Below are 22,348 nucleotides of genomic sequence, written 5' to 3'. Positions count from 1 at the left end.
GATCGGGTGGCTGCGGTGGCCAGCGCGGGCATGGGAATCAGAACCGGTAGGTTGCGCAGCCGACCTCGACACCCGAGCCGACGCTCACCAGCAGCGCGATGTCGCCCGGGCTGACCAGCCGACGCGCCCACACCTGCTGCAGGCCATAGGGCAGACAGGACGAGAACGGGTCGGACTCGACGGCCAGGTCGACGAAACGCGACACCGGGATGTTCAGGCGGGCGGCGAGTTCGGTCCGGTCCGCGCCGGACAGCTGCGGCGGGAGCACGGCCGCGATCTGCGAGCAGTCCAGCTCCTCGAGCTTCAACAGTTCCTCGACCGCGGCCGGGATGCAGTCCAGGTAGTGGGCGACCAAATCGGGGTCACGGTCGATCTGCAGCCAGCTGTGGCCGTCGCGGTGCTGGAAATAGGTTTCCAGCGCGTCGGCGTACTCGGGGTGGTGATGAAAGACGAACCGGCCGAAACCCGCCGTGCCGTCGCCGCGGCCCAGCAGCACCGCCGAACCGGTTTCGCTCAGGCCGTACAGCGGGTGGCCGGTGCCGGCGCGGTTGTTTTCGATTTCGGCGGCCACCACCATCGCGTGGTCGGCTTTTCCGGCGCCGATCAGCTGGGCACCCACCTGGCACGCGTTGAGGAATCCGACCGCGCCGTTGAGCACGTCGAACACGAAGGTTTTGGGCTGATCCGGGGATTCCAGGTCGTCGTTGACCGCCAGTTCGCCGGCGACCAGCGCGGCGATGGCCGGTTCGGCGAGGAAATCCTCCCGGGACACCCCGGCGTAGAGGATCAGGTCCAGGGCGGCGCGGTCCAGTCCGCTGTGCTCCAGGCACGCGGTCGCGGCCCGCACCGCCAGATCGACCGCGTGCGGCGGCCCGGCTTGGGCGGGGAGCGCGGTGCCGACCCCATCGATCCGCACCCGGGGCGTCGGGGGCGGCTCGGCGGGTCGTCTGCGGGCCGCCGGGCCGCGACCGCGCTCCCCGTTGGGGGTCCGGCGCATCCGCGCCGGCAGGTCGTCGAACGTGTACAGCGCGGCGCCCACCGTGGTGCCGGAGCCGCTGATGCCGAACACCACATTGTCGCCCGGTTGGATCCGGTTGCCCCGGATCTGGTCGTGCAGCGCCACGAAGTGGGTGGTGCTGGCGGTGTTGCCCCGTTCGGCCAGGTTGTTGATGATGTTGCCCGGATGGGCGGTGGCGTGCCCGAACACCCGGTTCACCGCGCTGACCGCGTCGTGCAGCGACGCTTCCGAGGTCTGGTGCATGACGATGTGATCGCAGTGCTCGGGGCGCCAGCCGTGCCGCTTCATCACCGCGGCGACATACGGGATGGACCGCTTGACCGCGGTGACGGTCGCGGCGATGGAGTCGACGGTCATGATCGCGCCGCCGTGCGGGCCGTCGCTGGCCTTGGCCATGCACAAGGTGCTGTACCGGCTCAGGGTGGCCATGTCGATGTCGTGGAAGCCGACGCGGTCGTTGGGGCCGCGCTCCAGCAGCACCGCGGCACCGATGTCCCCCACGGTCAAGCACGCCAGCCGCGGATCCATCGGTCCCTCGATTTCGCGCTGCGCGGTCTCGGTGATGTGGCTGATGTATTCGCCGCTGACCACCAGGGCGCACTGCACCAGTCCGGTCTGCAGGTAGGCGTCGGCCACCGCGACACCGGTGAACATGCCGGCGCAGGCGTTGGAAATGTCGAAGGCCAGCGCCTCGGTCAGGCCGCATTGCTCCCGCAACCGCACCGCGGTGCTGGGTTCGAACATGATCTTCTGGTCCGGCCCGTCGTAGCGAGAGATGTTGCAGCAGATGATCAGGTCGATCTCGTCGGGTGCGTAGCTGGATCGGGCCAGGCAGTCGGTGACCGCATTGCGGGCCAAGTCGATCGAGAACTCGTCGTGCCCCACCACCCGCCGGCTTTTGATGCCGGTCAGCCGCTCCAACGGGATGCCGATCTTGTTGACGCAGCCGGCCAGGACGGTCTCGGTGGACATCACCCCGGTCGGCAGGTACAGGCCGATGCTTTCGATCACCGTGTTCCGGGTCGGCGGTCCGCCGGTCGGCACCGGGGTCGCCGGGGTCGGCACTGGCGCTGCCTCGGCGACGACGGCAGCGCCGTTGACCGGTCGCTGGGGCGGCCGCTCGGCGGCGTCCGGGGCGGCCTCGCCGTATTCGGCGGCCAGCTCGGCGATGGTGCCGAACAAGAACACCGACTCGGGTTTCAGCGGCAGGCCCGCCGCGTTCGCCCGCACCGCGACCTCCAGGCTGTGCGTCGAGGAGCCACCCAACGCGAAAAAGTCATCGTGGACGCCGACCCGGTCCAGATCCAGGACCGCACACCAGATCTCGGCGAGCAGCCGTTCGGTGTCGGTGCGCGGGGCGACGTAGGCCGGCCGCGGGGCCGGGGCCGCCTCGTCGGCCGCCTGCAGGGCGCGGCGGTCGACCTTGCCGCTCGACATGTGCGGCAGCGTGTCCACCACCGTGAAGACCGCCGGCACCATCGCGGCGGGCAGCTGCTCGAGCAGGAAGCGGCGCAGCTCGGCGGTGGTCGGCGCGGGCTCTGCGGCCGCCACCAGGTGCGCGACGAGCCGGGTGTTGCCGCGGCCGTCGTCGCCGGCCACCACCGCGTTCTCGTGCACCCCGGGGTGTTGCTGCAGTGCGGCTTCCACCTCACCCGGCTCGATCCGCACCCCACGGATCTTCACCTGGTCGTCGACGCGCCCCAGGTACTCGATCTCGCCGTCGGGCAGATAGCGCGCCAAATCGCCGGTGCGGTACATCAGCCGCCCGGGCTCATCGGTGAACGGGTCGGCGAGGAAGCTGGCGGCCGTCGCGTGGGGCCGGTTGAGGTAGCCGCGCCCCACCCCGGCACCGCCGATGAACAGCTCGGCCGGCACACCCACCGGCACCGGCTGCAGGTGCGCGTCGAGCAGATACACGCGGGTGTTGGCGATCGGCCGCCCGATCGGGATGATCGGGCCGGGTGCGCCGCGCCGGCAGTGAAAACCGGTGACGGTGATCGCGGCCTCCGCGGGGCCGTACTCGTTGCGCAGTTCGGCGTCCAGGGTGGCCAGGAACTGCTGCGCGAGTTCGTAGCTCAGCACCTCGCCGCCGCACCACACCCGGCGTAGTGTGTCGCAGCGCGCCGCGTCCGGTTCGGCCAGAAACGCCCGCAGCATCGACGGCACGAAATGCGCGGTGGTGATGGAGTGCTCGATCACGGTCCGGACCAGGTAGCCGGTGTCCTTGTGCCCCTCGGGTTTTGCGATGACCAGCCGGGCGCCGACGGTCAACGGCCAGAAAATCTCGCCGATCGCGGCGTCGAACGTGATCGGCGTCTGGTGCAGCACCCGGTCCTCGGGGGTGAGCCGGTAGCTGGCTTGCATCCACAGCAGCAGGTTGCGGATCGCGCCGTGGGTGTTCAGCGCGCCCTTGGGCACGCCGGTGGAACCGGAGGTGTGCACGACGTAGGCGAGGTGGGCCGCCGTGGTGGCCGAGACCACCGGGGCCCCGCCGTCGGCCGCGGGCGCCTCGGGTCCATCCAGGCAGAGCCGGTGACCGCGGAACGCCGACACCAGATCCAGGTGGCGGTGGTGGGTGACGCAGGCCGGCGCGTCGGCGGCATTGCCCAGGATGGCCGCGATGCGGTTGGCGGGTTGCGCCGGGTCCAGCGGCATGAACGCGCCGCCGGCCTTCAGCACCCCCAGCAGCGCGACGATCAGATCGGCCGAGCGGTCCAGCAGGACCGGAACGATGCCGTCCGGTCCCACCCCGACACCCCGAAGTCGATGCGCCAGCGCGTTGGCGTGGGCGTCGAGTTCGGCGTAGGTCAGCGTCTGGTCGTCGAACGACACGGCGATGGCCATCGGGTTGCGTCGTGCGGCCGCCGCCACCATCTCATGCAGGCACTCGGGGGCGTCGTAGCACACCCGGGTGTCGTTCCACGCCGCCTGTTGGCGGCGCTCGGCGTCGGTGAGCAGCGGCAGCGCGGACACGCGGCGGCCGGGCTCGGCGGCGATACCGCCGAGCAACGTGGTGAAGTGGCCGGCCATCCGCGCGATCGTCGCGTCATCGAAAAGGTCGGTGTTGTACTGCAGTACGCAGGTCAACTCCCCGCCGGCGTCGGCCACCTGCAGGGTCAAGTCGAAGGCCGCGCCGCCCTGACCGACGTGGATGGTCTCCAGCTCGAAACCCGCCCCACCGGTGCCGTCGGCGAATCGGCGCGGCTGTTCCCAGGCGAACGACGCCTGAAACAGCGGGGTCTGGCTCAGGTCGCGGGACGGCCGGAGCCGCTCCACCAGCAGCGGGAACGGATAGTCTTGGTGCGCAAGCGCCCCCAGCACCGTTTCCTTGACGGCGCCCAGCAACGCCGCGAACGTCGGGTCGCCGCGCAGGTCGGCGCGCAACACCACCGGGTTGGTCACGTAACCGACCAGACCCTCCATCTCGACGCGGTCCCGGCACGCGAACGGTGACCCGATCAGGACGTCGTCGTGGCCGGTGTAACGATGCAGCAAGGTGGCGTAGGCGGCCAGCACGGTCATGTAGGGGGTGGCGCCGGCGCCGCGGGCGACCTCCCTGAGCCCGGCCGCCAGGTCGGCGGGCAGGGTGAACCGGTGCACCGCACCGCGGTAGCTCTGGGTCGCCGGCCGCGGCCGGTCGGTGGCGAGCCCGAGGTTGGGCGGGTCACCGGCCAGCTGGTCCCGCCAGTACCGCCACAGGCGTTCCCCGTCCGGCCCGGACAGCAGCTGCTGCTGGCGGTCCACGTAGTCGACGTAGCTGTCCGGGCACGGTGGCGGCGCCGGCGCACCGTGTTCGGCGGCGTACAGCTTGCCGAGTTCATCCAGAAGGACGTCGATCGACCAGAAGTCGACGGCGATGTGGTGCACGGCCAACACCAGCACGTGGTCGCGGGGCGCCCGCCGCAGCAGGGTCAACCGGAACACCGGCCCGGTTTCCAGGTTGAAGGGGCGGTTGGTCTCGCGACGGATCCAGTCGCCGACGTCGTCGGCGTCCACGTCGTGCCGGGCCAGGCGCACCGGCCAGCGGGGCTGCACGCGTTGCACGGGCTGACCGTCGCGGACGCCGTAGGTGGTGCGCAGGATCGCGTGCCGGTCGACTAGCGCCTGGGCGGCGCGGTCCAGCGCCGGCACGTCCAGGTCACCGCCGATGGCCCCGGCGTAGGTGATGGTGTAGGCGGGGCTGCCGGGGGCGAGTTGGTACAAAAACCATTGCGCGCGCTGCCCGTAGGACAACGGATGCACCGACGCCGACAGCTCGGCCTGTTCGGTGAGCAGCCGGGCTAGCAGCGCCCGCTTCTCCTCGGTGGACAGGCCGGCGATGTCGATGGCGCTATCGGTCATGGTGGCCCTCCTTGGCGGCTAACACCTCACGCAGCAACTCGTCCACGGCGTCGTCGGACACCTCCGGCACCTGGGTCAGCAGGTCCACCCACCGGCCCCCGTCGGCACCGTTCACCGGCGCCCCGTTGCGGTGCCCGTTGCCGGCCGCGGGTTCGGGGGGCGCCGCGGGCGCGCCGACGTGCTGGTCGGCGAGCCACCCGGCGAGGTCGGCGACGCTGGGGCCATCCAGCAGTTTCACCACCGGCAACGCGATGCCCAGGTCGAGTTCGACCTTTCGGCGCAGCTCCATCGCGGTCAGCGAGTCGAGCCCCAGCTGGTTGAGGGGCAGCTCGACGTCCAGCCGCGGCGCCGCCAGGCCGAGTTTGGCGGCCACTTGCTCGCGCAGGTACGGCTCCAGGAGCCGTTGGCGCTGCGGCTGGTCCGCGCCGCGCAGCGCGGCGGTGAGCCCGGCGTCCTGGCCGGCGGCCGGCTCGGGGGCCTGGAGCAGGTCGGCGAGCAGCGGCGGGTCGGCACCCGCGCGCCGCTGCGCCCAATCCACCCGCAGCACCGCGATTTGGGTCGTCGACGTCGCCAACAGATGCGACAGTGTCCGGGTTCCGTCGGCCGGTGCCATGGCGGCGAAACCGTGGCCGGTGAGGTGGCGCCGCTGTTCGGTCCCGGCGGCCATCCCGACTTGGGCCCACGGCCCCCAATTGATGGTCAGCCCGGGCCGGCCCTCCGCGTGCCGCTGCCACGCCAACGCGTCCAGGAACGCGTTGGCCGCCGCATAGTGCGCCTGTCCGGGCGAACCGAGCACCGACGCCGCCGAGGAGAACAACACGAAAAAGTCCAGTTCGTCCTCGCGGGTCAGCGCGTGCAGATTCCAGGCGCCCTCCACCTTGGGCGCCGTCACCGCGCGCAGCCGCCGGGCGTCGAGGCGCTGCAGGATGCCGTCGTCGAGAACCCCGGCGGCGTGCACGATCCCGCGCAGCGGCGGCAGGGAGGCGCGGGTCGAGGCCAGGACGGCGGCCAGCTGGTCGGCGCGGGCGACGTCGCCGTGGGCGACCACCACCTCGACGCCCTTGGCCCACAACGCCTGCAGGGTGTCCGCCGCCGACGGCGCGCCGGGGCCGCGGCCCAGCAGGACCAGATGCCGGGCGCCCTGCTCGGCCAACCAGCCGGCGACGACCTGGCCGATCCCGCCCAGCCCGCCGGTGATCAGATAGGTGGCGTCGGCGCGGATTTCGACGGGCCGCTCGGCGGGTCCGTCGGTGCGGCAGCGGGCCAGCCTGGCGACGTAGCGCTCACCGCCGCGCAGCGCCACATCGGTTTCGGGGGTGTCGGCACACAACTCCGCGACCAGCGCGCCCAGCTCCGCCGGGTCGCCGTCCGACGACAGGTCAACGCGGCTGCACCGCAGCTCCGGATGCTCGTGCTGGATGCTGCGGCCCATGCCCCACAGCGGCGCCTGCGCGATCGCGACGCCCGCGCCGTCGGTCCCCACCGGCTGGGCGCCGCGCGTCACCAGCCACAGCCGCGGCGTGTCGGTCCGGCCGGACGCGGTCAACGCCTGCACCAGATGCAGCACGCTGGTCGCACCCAGTCTCTGTGCGGCGTCCAGCGATTCGGTCGACGTGTCCGCCGCGGCCAGCAAACTCCACAGGTGCAGCACGCCGCCGCACGGGTGGGCGTCGTCGCACGCGTCGCGCAGCAGGCGCCGGAAGTGCTCGGGCTGCGCCGGGTCGAGGCGGTAGCGGGCGGGGTCCAGCCGCACGTACTCGACGCCCGGTTCGACCAACACGCAGCTGTGCGAACGCTGTTCGAGGAGGCGCTGCAGCGCGCCGGAGCTGGCGGCGCCGTCGGTGAAGAGCAGCCAGCGTCCCGTCCCCGCCGGATCCGCGCCGGGCGCGGTGAGGGGTTCGGGTCGCCAGCGCAGCCGGTAGAGCGTGTCCTCCAGGCCCCGGGGGTCGCGGATCCGCGCCAGCCGCAGCCCGCGGACCGTCACGGCCACCTGGCCGTGCTCGTCGAGCAGCACGACGTCGCCGTCAACGGCTGCGGCCGGTTCGTCACCCGTTCGGGCCGGCGGCCGCGCGGCGGCCGGCTCCGCGCCGGTGTCGGCGCCGTCGGGCAGCTCGATCCAGTGTCGGGTGTGCTGCCAGGGGGTGGTGGGCAGGATCGGGTGGGGTTCCGCGGGATGCGGCATGGTCGGCAGCTGGGCGCCGTTGAGGTTGGTGTGGAAGCTGAGCGTGTCGTCGCCGTAGCGCCACAGGGTGCCGAGGCTGCGGGCCTCCCCCAGCGTGTCGGTGATGGCGCGGGTCAGCATCGGGTGCGGGCTGATTTCGATGAAGGTGGCGTGGTGTTGTCCGGCGGCGCGAAGGGCCTGGTGCAGCCGCACCGGCCGGCGCACGTTGTCCACCCAGTAGTCGGCGTCGAACGCGGGGGCGCCGCCGTCGACGACCGTGGAGATCACCGGGAGGGACGCCGGGTGGGGCGTCAGATCCGCGAGGGCGGCCCGCAATTCGGGCAGGATCGGGTCCATGAACGCGGTATGCGAGGCCACCTCCATGTTGACCCGCCAGGCGAACTGGTCGCGGCGTTGCGCGGCGGTGATCACCGCGTCGACCTGGGCGGGCGGCCCGGCGACCACGGTTTGGTGCGGCGCGGAATACCCGGCCACGCTCACCCCGTGGTAGTCGGCGATCAGCGCCGCGGTGGCCTCGGCGTCCAGTTGCAGCAGGGCCACCGCGCCCTGACCGGCCAGCCGCGACATCAGCCGGGATCGGGTCGCGATCACCCGCAGCCCGTCGGCTACGCTGAGCGCGCCGGCCACCACCGCCGCGCTGACCTCACCCATCGAATGCCCTAGCACCGCATCCGGGTTCACCCCGTGGCAGCGCCACAGCTCGGTCAGCGCCAGCTGCAAACCCATGATCACCGGCTGCACCCGGGCGTCCCCGGCGACGGGTTCGCCGGCGGCGAGCACCTGCTGCAGCGAGAAGCCGACCTGTTCGACGAACACCGGCTCCAGTGCGGCGACCGCGGCGGCGAACGCCGGCTCCTCGGCCAGCAGTCGCTGGCCCATCCCGGCCCACTGCGAGCCCTGACCGGAATACACAAACACCGTGCCCGGCTCGCGGGCCCCGGTCTGGACCCCCACCACCCCGGGCGCCGACTGCCCGGCCGCCACCGCCTGCAGCCCGGCCACGGCGTGGTCGCGATCGCGGGCGCACACCGTGGCGAAGCGGGGGTACCGGGCCCGGTGATGGTTGAGGGTGTGGGCCACGTCGGCCAACCCCACGGCGGCGCCGGCGCCGGTCATCCACTCGGCCAGCCCCGCCGCCAGCGACGCAATTCGCTGCGGGGTCTTACCCGAAACCACCAAGGTGCTCACCGCCGGTTCGGGTTCGGCCAGCACCGGGTCCCGGTCCGGCGCCTGCTCCACCACCACATGGGCGTTGGTGCCGCTGACCCCGAACGAGGACACCCCCGCCCGGCGCGGCCGGCCCACCGGCGGCCAGGCCATCGGCTCGGCGGCGATGGTGAACCGCGCGGCCCCCTCACCCGCGTGCGGGGTCAACGTCGCGAAGTTCAAATGCCGCGGAATATGGCCACGGTTGACGCTGAGCACGGCTTTGATGAAACCGGCGATGCCCGCGGCGGATTCGAGATGACCCAGGTTCGTCTTCACCGAACCCAGCACCAGCGGTGCGGTATCCGGGCGTTCGCCGAACACCTGGCTCAACGCGTCCAGTTCGATCGGATCACCCAACGCGGTGCCGGTGCCGTGGGCTTCGACGTAATCGATGTCGGCGGGTGTCAGCCGCGAGGCGGCCAGCGCCTGGCGCAGCAACGCCTGCTGGGCCGGCCCGTTGGGCACCGTCTGCCCGCTGCTGGCGCCGTCCTGGTTGACCGCCGAACCGCGCACCAGCGCCCACACCGGATCGCCGTCGCGCAGCGCGTCGCTCAGCCGCTTGAGGACCACCACCCCGCACCCCTCGCTGCGCACGTACCCGTCGGCGCCGGCGTCAAAGGTCTTGCAGCGGCCGTCGGGGGCCAGCATGCCCCACCGCGAACACGCGATGCTGTTCTCCGGGCTCAGCATCAGGTTGGTGCCCGCGGCCAGGGCGGTGTCGCTTTCCCGCCGACGCAGGCTCTGGCACGCCAGGTGCACGGCCACCAGCGACGACGAACACGCGGTGTCGATCACCAGCGCCGGTCCGCGCGCCCCCAGGAAATACGCCAGCCGCCCGGCGGCGAAGTTCGCCGCGTTGCCGAACGGCACGTAGGGGTCGATGTCTTCGCGCCGCAGCGTCCTGGCGAAGGTCAGCGAATAGTCGTTGGTGGTGAGTCCGATAAAAACCGACGTTTGGGTGCCGCGGATGTGCTGCGGGGTGAGGCCAGCGTTTTCCAATGCCTCCCAGGCGACTTCGAGCAGCAGCCGCTGTTGGGGATCCATCGCCGCCGCCTCACGCGGGGCGATCCCGAAGAACTCCGCATCGAATTCGTCCGGCTGCCAGGTGGTCAGGAAGCCGCCGTCCCGGGTGCAGATGGTGCCCGGCACACCGGGGTCGTCGCTGTACAGCGCGTCGGCGTCCCAGCGTTGCGGCGGCACCCGCACGATGCCGCTGCGCCCCTCGGTCAATAGCTGCCAGAACTGGTCGGGGTCATCGACCCCGCCCGGGAATCGGCAGCCCATCCCCAGCACGGCAATCGGCTCGGTATCGGCGTGTTCGGCGATCTGCAGGCGGGCAGTCAGTTCGTCGATCTTGTGCAGCGCCTCGGTGATGACGGCACGGCGGTCCGGTGTGGTGGTGGCCATCGCGCTCACGCCACCCTTTCGGATAGTTGTTGCAACAGTTCGTCTTCGGTGAGGCCGTCGTAGCCGTCAATGCGTGGTTGCTCGGCGGTTGCACCGCATTCGGGCAGGAGGGTGGCCAGGTGGTCGGTGAGCGCTTCAACGCTGGGATAGTCGAACACCACGGAGGCGGGCAGCGCGACGCCGAGGGTGTCGGCCAGGGCTCGCTGCAGGGTCACGCTCATCAGGGAATCCATTCCGGATTGGAAGAAGCCGGCCGACCGATCCAGCACCTGCGCCGACGCCAAGCCCATCGCCGCCACCACCTGCGCCACCACCTGCTCGCTCAGCAGCGCGCGGCGCCGGTCCGGTTCGCTGTCGCGCAGCGCCTGACGGAACGCGGTGCCGACGGTGTCGCTGTCGGTGTCGTCGGTGTCGCCGGCGGGTAGCAGATCGTCGATGATGTGCAGCGGGCTTCGGGTGCGGTAGGCGGCGGCCAGCCGAGCCCAGTCCGCGGCGGCGATGGTGGATCGGGTCGGGGCCTGCGGCCCGATGGCGATGCGCAGCGCCTGGATGGCGACCTCGTCGGGCATCGGTTCGAGTCCCGATTCCTGGGTCACCTGGCGGTGCTGGTCACTTTGGCTGTCGGCCAGCGATTGCCACCACCCCCAGTTGATGGCGGTGGCCGGCAGCCCGGCCGCCCGGCGGGCGTAGGCGAAGCTGTCCAGGTAGGTGGTGGTGGCCGCATAGTGGCCCAGCCACCGCGAGCCGAGCACCCCGGAGATCGAGGTGAACATCACGAAGTGCCGGATCGGGTGGGGCAGTGAGAGGTTGTGCAGCAGGCAGACCGCGTCGAGTTTGGGGGCGAACATGGCCGCCACGTCGTCGTCGGCCATCTCCCCCAGCGTTACCGGGCCGCCGCCGTAGGCGACCAGGTAGATGCCGCCCAGCGGGGGCAGATCGGCGCCGAAGCGGTCAAACAGCGCAGTCATCGCGGCGGGGTCGGCGGCGTCGGCGGCCACCGTCAGCACGGTGGTGTTTGTCTCGGCCAGGCGTTGGGTCAACTCCTGAAGCCGCGACCCGGGATGCCGTGCCACCGCGATGACGGTGCCGGCGCCCAGTTCGGCGAGCTGCTCGATCAGCTGGGGCCCCAAGTGTCCGGTGGCCCCGATGACCAGCTGGCAGCTGTGCGGATCGAGTTCGGTGGGCGCCGCCGGCGCTACCCGCGGCTGCAGACGCGGGACGTGGCGGGTCCCCGCCCGGTACACAATCTGGTCCTCGTCGCCGCCGTGTACCTCGGCCAGCAGGTAGCCGGCCGCCAGCGAGGCCGGCACCGACTCGTCGACATCGATGACGCCGCCCCAGATCTGGGGATGTTCGAGGGCCAGGGTGCGGCCCAGTCCCCACAGCACCGCGTGCGCGGGGTTGGCCCGAGCACCGGTGTCGAGGGGTTGGGCGTTGCGGGTCAGCAGCCACAGTCGCGCGCCCGAGTCGGCCATGGCGCCGATCAGCCGTCGGGCGGTGTTGAACAGTCGATAGCCCGGTTCGGCCTGCCAGCCGGCCCAGGACGTCTCCGGCGCGTACAGCACCTGGTCGGCGTCGTTCAGGGCGGCCGCCAGCTCCGCACCCGCGAGGTCGGCGGCCGCCACGGTGACCGCGGTGTCGCTGCCCAGCCGGTGCGCCAGCTCGGCACCGAGGTCGGGGTCCCCGAGCACCAGCCACGCCCCACCGCCCGTGGGCTGCGCGGCGGGCCGCTCACGGGCGGGCCAGGTCAATTCGCAATACCAGGGCGCCGGGATGACGCCGCCGCCGGCAGCAGCCCGCCCTGGCTCGCCCCGACCCCTCGACGGCGCGATGTTGATCCAGTGGCGGGTGTGCTGCCAGGGGGTGGTGGGAAGCACCGGGTGCGGTTCGGGCGGATGCGGGGTGTCCGGCGGATACACCGAGTGGGTGGCGTTGAGGTTGGTGTGAAACGTCACCGTGTCGTCGGTGTCGCGGCACAGCGTGCCCACCGCGTGATGATGGGTGTCGCCGAGGGTTTCGGTGATGGCGTGGGTCAGCATCGGATGAGCGCTGATCTCGACAAAGGTGGTGTGGTCGTGCGCCGCGGCGCCGATGGCCTGGCTTAGCCGCACCGGTTGGCGCACGTTGGCCACCCAATAGTCGGCGTCAAACACCGGTGTCGTGGCGGGATCGGTGACCGTGGAGATAAACGGGGTGATCGGCGTCGTGGGTGTCAAACCGGCCAGCGCACCGCGTAACTCGGGCAGGATCGGGTCCATCAGGGCCGAATGGGACGCAACTTCCATGTTGACCCGGCGGGCGAACTGGCCCTGTTGGGTAACTGCGGCCAGGACCGCATCGACTTGATCGGGAGGGCCGGCGATCACCGTCTGACGCGGTGACACAAACCCGCCGACCTCCACCCCCGGGTAGGCGGCGATCAGCGTGCTGACAGCTTGGGCATCCACACGCAGCAGCGCGACCGCACCCTGACCGGCCAACCGCGACATCAACCGCGACCGCACCCCGATCAGGTGCAAACCGTCCGCGACGCTGAGCGCCCCGGCCACCACCGCGGCGGTAATCTCCCCCATGGAATGCCCGATCACCGCGTCCGGAATCATCCCGTAGCTGCGCCATAATTCGGTCAAACCCAACTGCAGGCCCATCAACACCGGCTGCACCCGGGCATCCCCGGCCAGCACGGCGCCGTCGGCAAGGACCTGGCGCAGCGAAAATCCCACCTGCTCGACAAACACCCGTTCCAACTCGCCGATCGCGGCGGCGAATTCGGGTTCGTCGGCCAGCAATTGCCGGCCCATACCCGCCCACTGCGAGCCCTGGCCGGAATAGACGAACACCGTGCCCGATCCGCAGTTGCCGTCGTGGGGGCCGATCAGCCCGTCGGCCGCCCGGCCGGCGGCTAGGGCGTGCAGCGCGGCCAGGGCCTGGCCGCGGTCCCGCGCACACACCGTGGCGAACCGGGGATGCCGCGCCCGGTGATGATTGAGGGTGTGGGCGACCTCGGCCAACCCCACCCCGGCGCCGGGGCCGGCCATCCACTCGGCCACCGCGCCGGCGGTGGCCGCGATCCGCTGCGGCGTCTTGCCCGAGACCACCAGCGTGGTCACCGCCGGATCACGGTCCCGGGCACCGGGCTCGGCAAGCGGTCCCTGTTCGATCACCACGTGGGCGTTGGTGCCGCCGAAGCCGAACGACGACACACCGGCCCGCCGAAGCCGGCGCACCGACGGCCACTGCGCATGGTCGGTCACCACTTTCAGCCGCATCTGCTCGAACGGGATGTGCGGATTGGGCGCGGTGAAGTGCTGGTTGGGCGGGATCTGGCCGCGCTGCACCGCCAGCACGGTCTTGATGAAACCCGCCACCCCGGCCGCCGCCTCGAGATGACCCAGGTTGGTCTTGACGGCGCCGATCAGCAGCGGCGAATCCGGCGGACGGCCGCGGCCCAACACGGTGCCGAGGGCGCGCGCCTCAATGGGATCCCCCAGGAACGTTCCGGTGCCGTGCGCCTCGACGTAATCCACCTCATGCGGCGCGATCCCGGCGTTGGCGTACGCCGCGCGCAGCACCGCCATCTGCGCGGCCGGGTTCGGGGCCATCAACCCGTTGGATCGACCGTCCTGGTTGATCGCCGAGCCGCGCACCACCGCGAGCACCCGGTCCCCGTCCCGAAGGGCGTCGCTGAACCGCTTGAGCACCACCACCCCGCAGCCCTCGCCCCGCACGAACCCGTCGGCGGCGGCGTCGAAGGCGTGGCATCGTCCGGTGGGCGATAAGGCGCCGGCCTGATCGAAGCCGTGGAAGACCGCCGGCGACAACAGCAGGTTCACGCCCGCGGCGATGGCCAGCTGCGAGTCCCGCATTCGTAGGCTCTGACAGGCCAGGTGCACCGCCACCAACGACGACGAGCAGGCGGTGTCCACCGCCACCGACGGGCCCCGCAGATCCAGGAAATACGACAGCCGGTTCGCGATGATGCTCAACGCGCCACCGGTGTTGCTCCAGGCGTCAACGGTGGGTAAATCGGTGGACGCCAGATAGCCGTATTCGCTGAAGCAGGCGCCGGCGAACACCCCGGTTTGCGACCGGCGCAGGGTGTTCGGCGGAATTCCCGCGTCCTCCAAGGCCTCCCACGCGACTTCCAGCAGCAGCCGCTGCTGCGGGTCCATCTTGGCGGCCTCGCGCCGGGAGATCTCGAAGAAGTCGGCATCGAAGGCGTCGATGTCGTTGAGGAACGAACCCCACCGCGTGGTGCGGGCCAGCGCCGCCGCCACCTCGGGTGTGCCGTCGTCGAACGCCGACCAGCGCTCGGCCGGAACCTCACCGATCGAGCAGTGCCCGTCCCAGAGGAACCGCCACAACGCGTCGGGTCCGAAGATCCCGCCGGGAAACCGGCACCCCAGACCGATGACGGCGATCGGCTCGTCCAGGGTGCCCCGATCGCCGGCGGGCGCCGGGTCGAGGCCGTAGTCCGGTTCGGGGGCGGTGAGAAAACCTACCAGCGCGTTGATGGTGGGATGCTGCCAAAACTCCACCGGCGAGATGGGCCGGCCGAGCAGTTCGGCGAGCTCCCCGGACAGCACCACGGCGTCCCGGGAGCTCACGCCCAAATCGTTCAGCGACAGGTCCAGGTCGATTTCGTCGGGGGTGCAACCGATATTCGTCACCAGGTAGTCGATCAGCCAGTTGCGCAGCGCGACGTCATCCTGGATCGACACCGTCATGGCGTCACGTCCAGCCGGTCGAACTGTCCGGTCCGGTACCGCTCGGCGCAGGCGGAACGTCGAATCTTGCCGCTGGTGGTGATCGGGATCGAACCGGGTGCGACAAGGACGATGTCGGCGGCACGCACCCGATGGATGTGCGACACCGCCGAGGTGACCGCCCGTTTCAGCGCGTGCAGTTTCTGCTGTTGCTCGTCGGCGGATTCCCCCCGCTGCTTGACCTCGACAATGGTGACGAGGTGCTCGGTTGGACCGTCGGGCACCGAGATGGCGGCGACCCGCCCCCGGGTGAGCTGTTGAATGGTGGCCTCGATGTCGTCGGGATAGTGATTGGATCCGTCCACGATCAGCAGATCCTTGATCCGGCCGATGATGAACAGCTCACCCTCGGAGATGACGCCCAAATCCCCGGTGCGCAACCACGCCCCGCCCGGCGTGGCACCGGCCGGGTTCACCATCCGTGCGCCGAAGGTCCGCTCGGTTTCCCGTGGCTTGTGCCAATATCCGGGGGAAACGTTTGGTCCGTGCACCCAGATCTCGCCGACTTTGCCGGCCGGGTTCTCGGTCCGGGCTTCCGGATCGACGATGCGCACGGTGGTGGACCGGGTGGTGCCGTGACCGACGAGTTCGGTGCTGCCGACCGCGTCGCTGCGGCACGGCCGGGCATGGCCCTTGGACAACTTCTCGTAGTCGAACCGCACCAGCGGGGCCGGGTGGCCCCGGTCCGCGGTGGCCACATACACGGTGGCTTCGGCAAGACCGTACGAGGGTCGCACCACCGATTCGGTGAGATTGAATCGGGCGAAGCGCTCCGTGAACGCCCGCAGGGTGGCGGCGTGCACCCGTTCGCTGCCGCTGGCGATCCCGATCACCTCACCAAGATCCAAGCCGGCCAGGTCGGTGTCCGCGGTTCGCTTCGCGGTCAGTTCAAACGCGAAATTGGGTGCGGCGGAGAAGGCTTTGTTACTGGTGGCCAGGACTTGCATCCAGCGAGCCGGCCGCTGCAGGAACGACATCGGGCTCATCAATACCGCGCGTCGCCCGCACACCAGCGGCGCGCAGATCCCTTTGATCAGGCCCATGTCGTGGAAGAACGGCAACCACGACACCAGCACGAAGTCCGGAGGCATCACGCCACCCAGATAGTCCGAAAATGCCTGCTGGATATTGGCGATCACGTTGGTGTGCGTGACGATGACGCCCGCCGGCTGGCGGGTCGATCCCGATGTGTACTGCAGATACGCGGTTCGCGAAGCCGCGGGCTGAACCGGGCCGAGATCGTGCGGCGAGTCCACGTCGAGCAAGTCGACCTCGACGACTTCCGGCGCCGGTTTACCACCCTCGCGTTGTGCGTACGGTGCGATGTCCCCCGCCACCGAACAGGACGACGTGGTGAGAATGACCGTCGGCGAGCTATCCCGCAGCGCCGACGCAATGCGCTCGTCGTGAACGCCGGCCTGCGGTACCGACAACGGAACCGCGATGAAGCCCGCTTGCAGCGCACCGAGGAAGGCCACGATGTAGTCGAGCCCTTGGGGTGCCAGGATGGCGGCCCGATCACCGGTGGACCCGCAGCCTCGGAGCTCGTCGGCGACGACGCGGGCTCGGTGCTGGACTTGCGCCCAGGTGAGGCTTTCGGAGAATCCGTTCGGATCGATCTGGTAGTCGATGAAGGTGTACGCGGTCGCGTCGGGTTGCCGGCTGGCTCGCTCCTGGAGCACCGCCGTGAGGGAGTCCTCAGCCATGGTGAAATCGCCGCCTCTCATTTAGCTGTGAGCCAGGTTGCGCTTGCCGGGTATTGCGCGCACGAGTAGCGCACTACCTGTTGCCTCCCGGGGCCCTGGGAAACCCGCAGGGCCTGAGCCGCGGCGCGCGTCATGCGGGGAGCGTAGGGCCTTTTTCCTGGTAACAGCGGGCGTCGCCGCAGGTGGGGTAGTACCCGGCGACACGTCGAGTACGGCCGTCAAACCCCTAGGGTAGGAGGCCGGCGGCGGTAGAGTAGTCGGCGGGCAAACCTAGGGTAGGCGCGCAAATCGTGGTTGCTGGGGCCCGGTGTTAGTCCTGCGGGCGATCCGGGGTGAGCAACTCGATGAGCTGGTCGCGGTTGTTAATGCCGAGTTTGGCGAAAATCCGGTACAGGTGCCCGTCGATGGTGCGCACCGACACGATCAACCGGTCCGCGATCTGACGATTCGACCACCCCGAGGCCACCAAGGTGGCGATCTCGCGTTCCCGACCGGTGATCGGCAACGGCCGCGCCGCGGCCACCGTGGCCGGGGTCCGCAGCCCACACCGGCCGGCCAACCGGTCCGCCCGCGTCGAGGACCCGATCTCCTTACCCCGGTGCCCGCCGCGGCCGTGTTCGGCCGCGGCCTGCGCGGCCGCGTCGGCGGCCAACGCCAACGCCCCGAGTTCCACGAACCGATCCGCCGCGGCATCCAGCAGATCACCATCGTGGCCGGCCAGCCCGCGCGCCTGCCCGGCCATCGCGGCCGCCAACGGCGTGCCCAGCACCGCCGCCAACTCCGCCACCCGCGCCGCACACGACCGGTCCCCCAACCGCACCGCGGTATGCAACGCATGCAGCTCGACGGCGGCCATCCCGGACCGATGCGCGAGTTGCGCGGCGCTGACCGCGTGGGTCCGGGCGGCGGCCGTCTGCCCGACGGCCGCCCGCTCCCAGGCCCGCGCCAACTCCAATTCCGGCAGAAATACGGTGAACTGCGGTCCATATGACCGCTCCGAACTGTGCAGCGCGGCCGCGGCGGCCTCACCGTCGCCCCGCATGCCCTCGGCCTGCGCACACCACGCCGACACCAGCATCAGCCAGCCCCACGGAAATCCCTGGGACAACACCGACATCGACTCGTGGAGCGCGGCGCAGGCCGACGCCAGCGCCCCACGGGCACGCTGCACCAGCCCGAGCATGGCGGTCACGATCCCGCCCACTTCCGGTGCACCGGCGACCTTCGCGGCGTACCGCTCCCAGACCCGCTCGGCTTCCGGATAGTCGCCGGCGGCCGTGGCCGCCACCGCCTCGCCCAACCCGATGATGAACTGCTCGACTCCCGGTTCGACGTGTGCGGCCGCGCGTCGCCACGCATCCGTGACCCGATCTAGCTCCCCAAACCGCCCGGTAAGCGCCAGCGCCCAACACGTGGGCATGGCCGCCCACATCGTGGCCAACGGCAGATCCGCGCTGCACAGCGCCAAACCCGCCTCGGCTGTCGTCACCACGTCGCCGGACAGGCACGCAAACGACAGCTCCAGGGCCGAGACCAGGCCAACCAGCGCCGCCGCATCGACCCGACGCTTCACGTTGGTGATCACCGCTCGCGCGTCGTCGACCCGCCCGCAGTCGAAGAACAGGTTCATGGCCCGCACGCAGCCCCAGCGCGCGGTCAGCAGCTCATCGCCGGCGTCGGGTTCGACACCGCCGAGCACCGCCTCGGCCTCGTCGCCGCGGCCCAGCCAACTGAGTGCCTCACCAAGCACCAGCGCCACCGGCAGACCCCCGCCACGCTCGAACGCGAACCGGCTCAGTTCCACGGCAAAAGCGAAATTCGATACGGTCATCGCGCTGTGCGCCGCATCGGTGATCACGTCCAGGTCCGGCGGCATGTCGCTGCGCATCATGAACTGGGCCAGCTGGATTCGGCCGCGCACATCGGGTAACCGTAGGCGTTGACCGCCGGCGCGCAGATACTTCAGAAACGCTTCGGCCAGCACGGTATTGAGCTGCCGCGACCGCACCGCCCCGGCGAGCCGGATGGCCGCCTCACCCATGACGGGGTGATTGAGCTGCGCGACGGTGCCGGCTCCGTCGGCCACCAACTGAATCAAGCCACGACGCTCCAAGCGAGCCACCGCGTCGGCATCACACAGGCCGCGCAGCACTTCCCAGTCCACCAGCTCCCCGGTCGCCAGAATCTCGACCGCCTCCAATTCTTCTGGGTCCAGGGAGCGTAGCCGAAACTCCAGCAGGTCGTAGAGTTCGTCGTCGCCGTGCAGGGGGCCGCGAAGTTGCCAACCGGTCTCGGTGTGCACCAGCACCCCGCTGTCCCGGCCGGCGCTCAGTAAACCGCGCAGCAGCAACACATTTCCCGCCGTGCGACGGTACAGCTCGTCGACCAGCTGGCTGGTGACCGCACCGCCGAGCACCGCACGGGCAAGTTCCTCGGTTTGTGCCCGGCTGAACGCATTGATTTCCATGCGGTGCAGCAGTTGCTCTTTCCACAATGCGGTCACCGCGTCGGCCACGGCCTCCCCGGAGCGGATCGTGGTGATCAACCGGGCCGCTCCCCCGGCCGCCAGCTGGTACACCAGCGACGCCGACAGCGGGTCGAGCAACTGCGCGTCGTCGACGACCAGGACCAGGTTCTGTTCCTGCTCCAAGGTCTTATGGGCGGCGGCCAGCATGGTTGCGGGGGCGGCCGGGGCGTCGACGGACACCGACCGCGAGAACGCGCCCAGCGGTACGGCCCGGCCCGCCTCGGTGCCCAGCACAAACCGCACGCTGTACCGGTCCGATTTCAGGGTCTGGGCGAGCGCGCGAGCCAGGGTCGACTTGCCGACCCCGGATTCCCCCACCAGCACCACACCGCGACGTCGCTGATCGCCGTCGACCGCGCGCAACGCGCGACGCAGCTCGTCGTCGCGAGCCACTATCGGCCAGCCCGAGGCGCGTCTGGACTCGGCGTACATCGGAACTCCCAGGGTGCTGGGTCACCGCTCCGCGCACCGATCTTACGCCGGGGGTCCCGATCCCACCGGCGTTCTACGCGGCAACCCGTCGCCCGAGCCGTGGGGTCACGGTGTTAGTCCTGGGGGTGGCCCGGGGCTAGCAACTCGATGAGCTGGTCGCGGTTGTTAATGCCGAGTTTGGCGAAAATCCGGTACAGGTGCCCGTCGATGGTGCGCACCGACACCACCAGCCGATCCGCGATCTGACGATTCGACCACCCCGAGGCCACCAGGGTGGCGATCTCGCGTTCCCGACCGGTGATCGGCAACGGCCGCGCCGCGGCCACGGTGGCCGGGGTCCGCAGCCCACACCGGCCGGCCAACCGGTCCGCCCGCGTCGAGGACCCGATCTCCTTACCCCGGTGCCCGCCGCGGCCGTGTTCGGCCGCGGCCTGCGCGGCCGCGTCGGCGGCCAACGCCAACGCCCCGAGTTCCACGAACCGATCCGCCGCGGCATCCAGCAGATCACCATCGTGGCCGGCCAGCCCGCGCGCCTGCCCGGCCATCGCGGCCGCCAACGGCGTGCCCAACGCCGCCGCCAACTCCGCCACCCGCGCCGCACACGACCGGTCCCCCAACCGCACCGCGGTATGCAATGCGCGCACCTCCAGGGCCGGCATCCCCGATTGCTGCGCGATCTGGGCGGCCCCCACCGCATGCGTGCGCGCGGCCGTGGTGTGCCCCGCCGCGGCGCGTTCCCAGGCCCGCGCCAACTCCAATTCCGGCAACAGCACGGCGGCTTGCGGCCCGTAGCTTTGCTCGGCGATCCGCAGCGCGCCGGCCGCGGCCACGCTGTCGCCCCGCATGCCCTCGGCCTGGGTACACCAGGCCGAGGTCAGCATCGTCCAGAGCAGCGGGAAACCCTCCGACAACGCCGATATCGAGTCGTGGAAGGCCGCACTGGCCGCCGGCAGCGCACCGCGGGCGAACTCCACCAGGCCCCGGATGGCGTCCACCATCGCGTCGCCGGCCGGGATCCCCGCGGCCATCGCGGTATAACGGTCCCGCACCCGCTCGGCCTCCGGGTAGTCGCCGGCCGCCGTCGCCGCCACCGCCTCGGCCACCCCGATCGCGAACCGTTGCGGGCCCGATTCGCTGAGCGCGGCCGCTCGTAGCCCGGCCTCGGCGACCGGGCGGACCTCATCGAACCGGCCGACCAACCCCAGCCCGTACGCGGTGGGTGCGGCCGCCCACACCGCGGCCAGCGGCAGCACCGCCGCGGTGCACAGCGACGGCCCGGTGTCGATGGCCGCCGCGAGATCCCCGGAGAAGAACGCGAATAACACGTCCAGCGCGGTGGTCAGCTCGACCATGGCCGGCGCGTTGACCCGCTCGCGCACGTCGAGCAGTTGACGTCGGGCGGAATCGACTCGCCCGCAATTGAAGAACAGGTTCGCCGCCCGCAGACAGCCCCACTGCGCGGTCAGCGCCGGGTCATTGCCTGCGGGATCCGCGTCGGCGAGCACCGCCTCGGCCTCCTCGCCGCGGCCCTGCCAGCTCAGCGCGCTGGCCAGCACCAGGGCCGCGGGCAGGCCACCGCCGTGCTCGAACGCGAACCGGCCCAGCTCTTCGCTCGACACGGTGTTGGCCATGGTCAGCGCGCAGGACGCCGCGTCGATGATCACCTCGAGGTCCGGCTCGAGGTCGCTGCGCATCATGAACTGCGCCAGCCGGATCCGGGCGCGCACATCGGGCACCCGGGCGTGCTGCTCCAGTTCCTGCATTTGCTTCCGAAGGTGTTGTGCCAGCATGCCGTTGAGCTGCCGCGTGCGCACCACCCCGGCGTGTTGGATCGCCGTTTCACCCATGATGGGGTGCAGCAACCGCGCCACCGTGTGCGATTCGTCGGCGACCAACTGGATCAGGCCGCGGCGCTCCAGTTTTGCCACGGCGTCGGTGTCGCACAGTCCGCGCAGGGTTTCCCAGTCCAAGACCTCCGCTGCGGCCACGATCTCGACCGCTTCCAATTCCTCAGCGGCCAAAGAACGTAACCGGAATTCCAGCAGATCACTGAGCTGACGGTCGGGCCGCAGCGGCGCGCGTACGTGCCAGCCGGTTTCGGTGCGCTCCAGCACCCCGCTCTCGCGGCCGGCGCTGAGTAACCCACGCAGCAGCAACACATTTCCCGCCGTCCGGCGGTGCAGCTCGTTGATCAGCCGGGCATCGACCGCACCGCCGAGCACGGCGCGAACCAGATCCTCGGTCTGCTGCCGGGTGAATGCCTTGACCTCCAAGCGCAGCAGCAGCCGCTCTTTCCACAGCGCGGTCACCGAATCGGGCACCATGTTGCCCGACCGGATCGTCACGATCAATCGGGCAACGCCACCCGCGGCCAGCTGGTAGAGCAACGACGCCGACAGCGGATCGAGCAACTGGGCGTCGTCGACCACCACGACCAGATTCTCTTCCTGCTCCAGGGTGCGTTGCGCGGCGGCCAACATGACGGCGGGTTCCTGGGCGGCGTCCAGGGTCATCAACCAATAGAACGCGCCCAGCGGCACCGCGCTGCCGGTCTCGGTGCCCAGCGCGAACCGCAGGTTAAACCCGCGCGATTCCAGGGTTGCTGCCAAGCGGTGCGCCAAGGTGGACTTGCCGACGCCGGCCTCGCCCACCAGCACGACACCCCGGAAATCGGTGGATTTGTCCAGTGCGGCGAGCGCCTGGTGGATCTCGCTCTCGCGGCCCACTATCGGCCATCCCGACCCGGGTTCCGTTGGCACC

6 protein-coding genes are annotated in these 22,348 nt (G+C 70.7%); all 6 read right to left on the bottom strand.

Annotated elements, in window-relative coordinates; genetic code table 11:
• Window positions 1–37: 37 nt before the first annotated feature.
• The 6 genes from ACAG26_RS12010 to ACAG26_RS11985 all read right to left on the bottom strand — a co-directional run bounded on the left by ACAG26_RS12010 (window position 38) and on the right by ACAG26_RS11985 (window position 22,314).
• Window positions 38–5,359: an amino acid adenylation domain-containing protein gene (locus ACAG26_RS12010; RefSeq protein ID WP_370482440.1), complete on the bottom strand. Its 5,322-nt coding sequence runs from the start codon at window positions 5,357–5,359 to the stop codon at window positions 38–40.
• On the bottom strand, window positions 5,349–10,157 hold the full coding sequence (locus ACAG26_RS12005) for an SDR family NAD(P)-dependent oxidoreductase (RefSeq protein WP_370482439.1): 4,809 nt from the start codon (window positions 10,155–10,157) through the stop codon (window positions 5,349–5,351). Before ACAG26_RS12005 ends, ACAG26_RS12010 begins: the two co-directional genes overlap by 11 nt.
• A gap of 5 nt (window positions 10,158–10,162) precedes the next feature.
• The gene (locus tag ACAG26_RS12000) at window positions 10,163–14,884 is read right to left on the bottom strand and encodes an SDR family NAD(P)-dependent oxidoreductase (protein ID WP_370482438.1); all 4,722 of its coding nucleotides are present in this window, start codon (window positions 14,882–14,884) and stop codon (window positions 10,163–10,165) included.
• Window positions 14,881–16,629, bottom strand: coding sequence for an AMP-binding protein (locus ACAG26_RS11995; protein ID WP_370482437.1), 1,749 nt, complete (start codon window positions 16,627–16,629; stop codon window positions 14,881–14,883). The genes ACAG26_RS12000 and ACAG26_RS11995 overlap by 4 nt, the downstream gene beginning before the upstream one ends.
• A gap of 310 nt (window positions 16,630–16,939) precedes the next feature.
• Complete coding sequence (locus ACAG26_RS11990) at window positions 16,940–19,588, bottom strand: LuxR C-terminal-related transcriptional regulator (protein WP_370482436.1); 2,649 nt, start codon at window positions 19,586–19,588, stop codon at window positions 16,940–16,942.
• A 113-nt stretch (window positions 19,589–19,701) separates the two neighbouring features.
• Complete coding sequence (locus ACAG26_RS11985) at window positions 19,702–22,314, bottom strand: LuxR C-terminal-related transcriptional regulator (protein WP_370482435.1); 2,613 nt, start codon at window positions 22,312–22,314, stop codon at window positions 19,702–19,704.
• Window positions 22,315–22,348: the final 34 nt, after the last annotated feature.

Source organism: Mycobacterium sp. pUA109 (assembly GCF_041287095.1).
Classification (GTDB): Bacteria; Actinomycetota; Actinomycetes; order Mycobacteriales; family Mycobacteriaceae; genus Mycobacterium.
The sequence above is the reverse complement of the archived record's forward strand: the minus strand, read 5'-3'. Positions and strand labels throughout refer to the sequence as shown.

Coding starts and splice junctions, on each gene's coding strand:
- ACAG26_RS12010 (WP_370482440.1), bottom strand. CDS start 5,359: ATGACCGATAGCGCCATCGACATCGCCGGCCTGTCCACCGAGGAGAAG.
- ACAG26_RS12005 (WP_370482439.1), bottom strand. CDS start 10,157: ATGGCCACCACCACACCGGACCGCCGTGCCGTCATCACCGAGGCGCTG.
- ACAG26_RS11995 (WP_370482437.1), bottom strand. CDS start 16,629: ATGGCTGAGGACTCCCTCACGGCGGTGCTCCAGGAGCGAGCCAGCCGG.
- ACAG26_RS11990 (WP_370482436.1), bottom strand. CDS start 19,588: ATGTACGCCGAGTCCAGACGCGCCTCGGGCTGGCCGATAGTGGCTCGC.
- ACAG26_RS12000 (WP_370482438.1), bottom strand. CDS start 14,884: ATGACGGTGTCGATCCAGGATGACGTCGCGCTGCGCAACTGGCTGATC.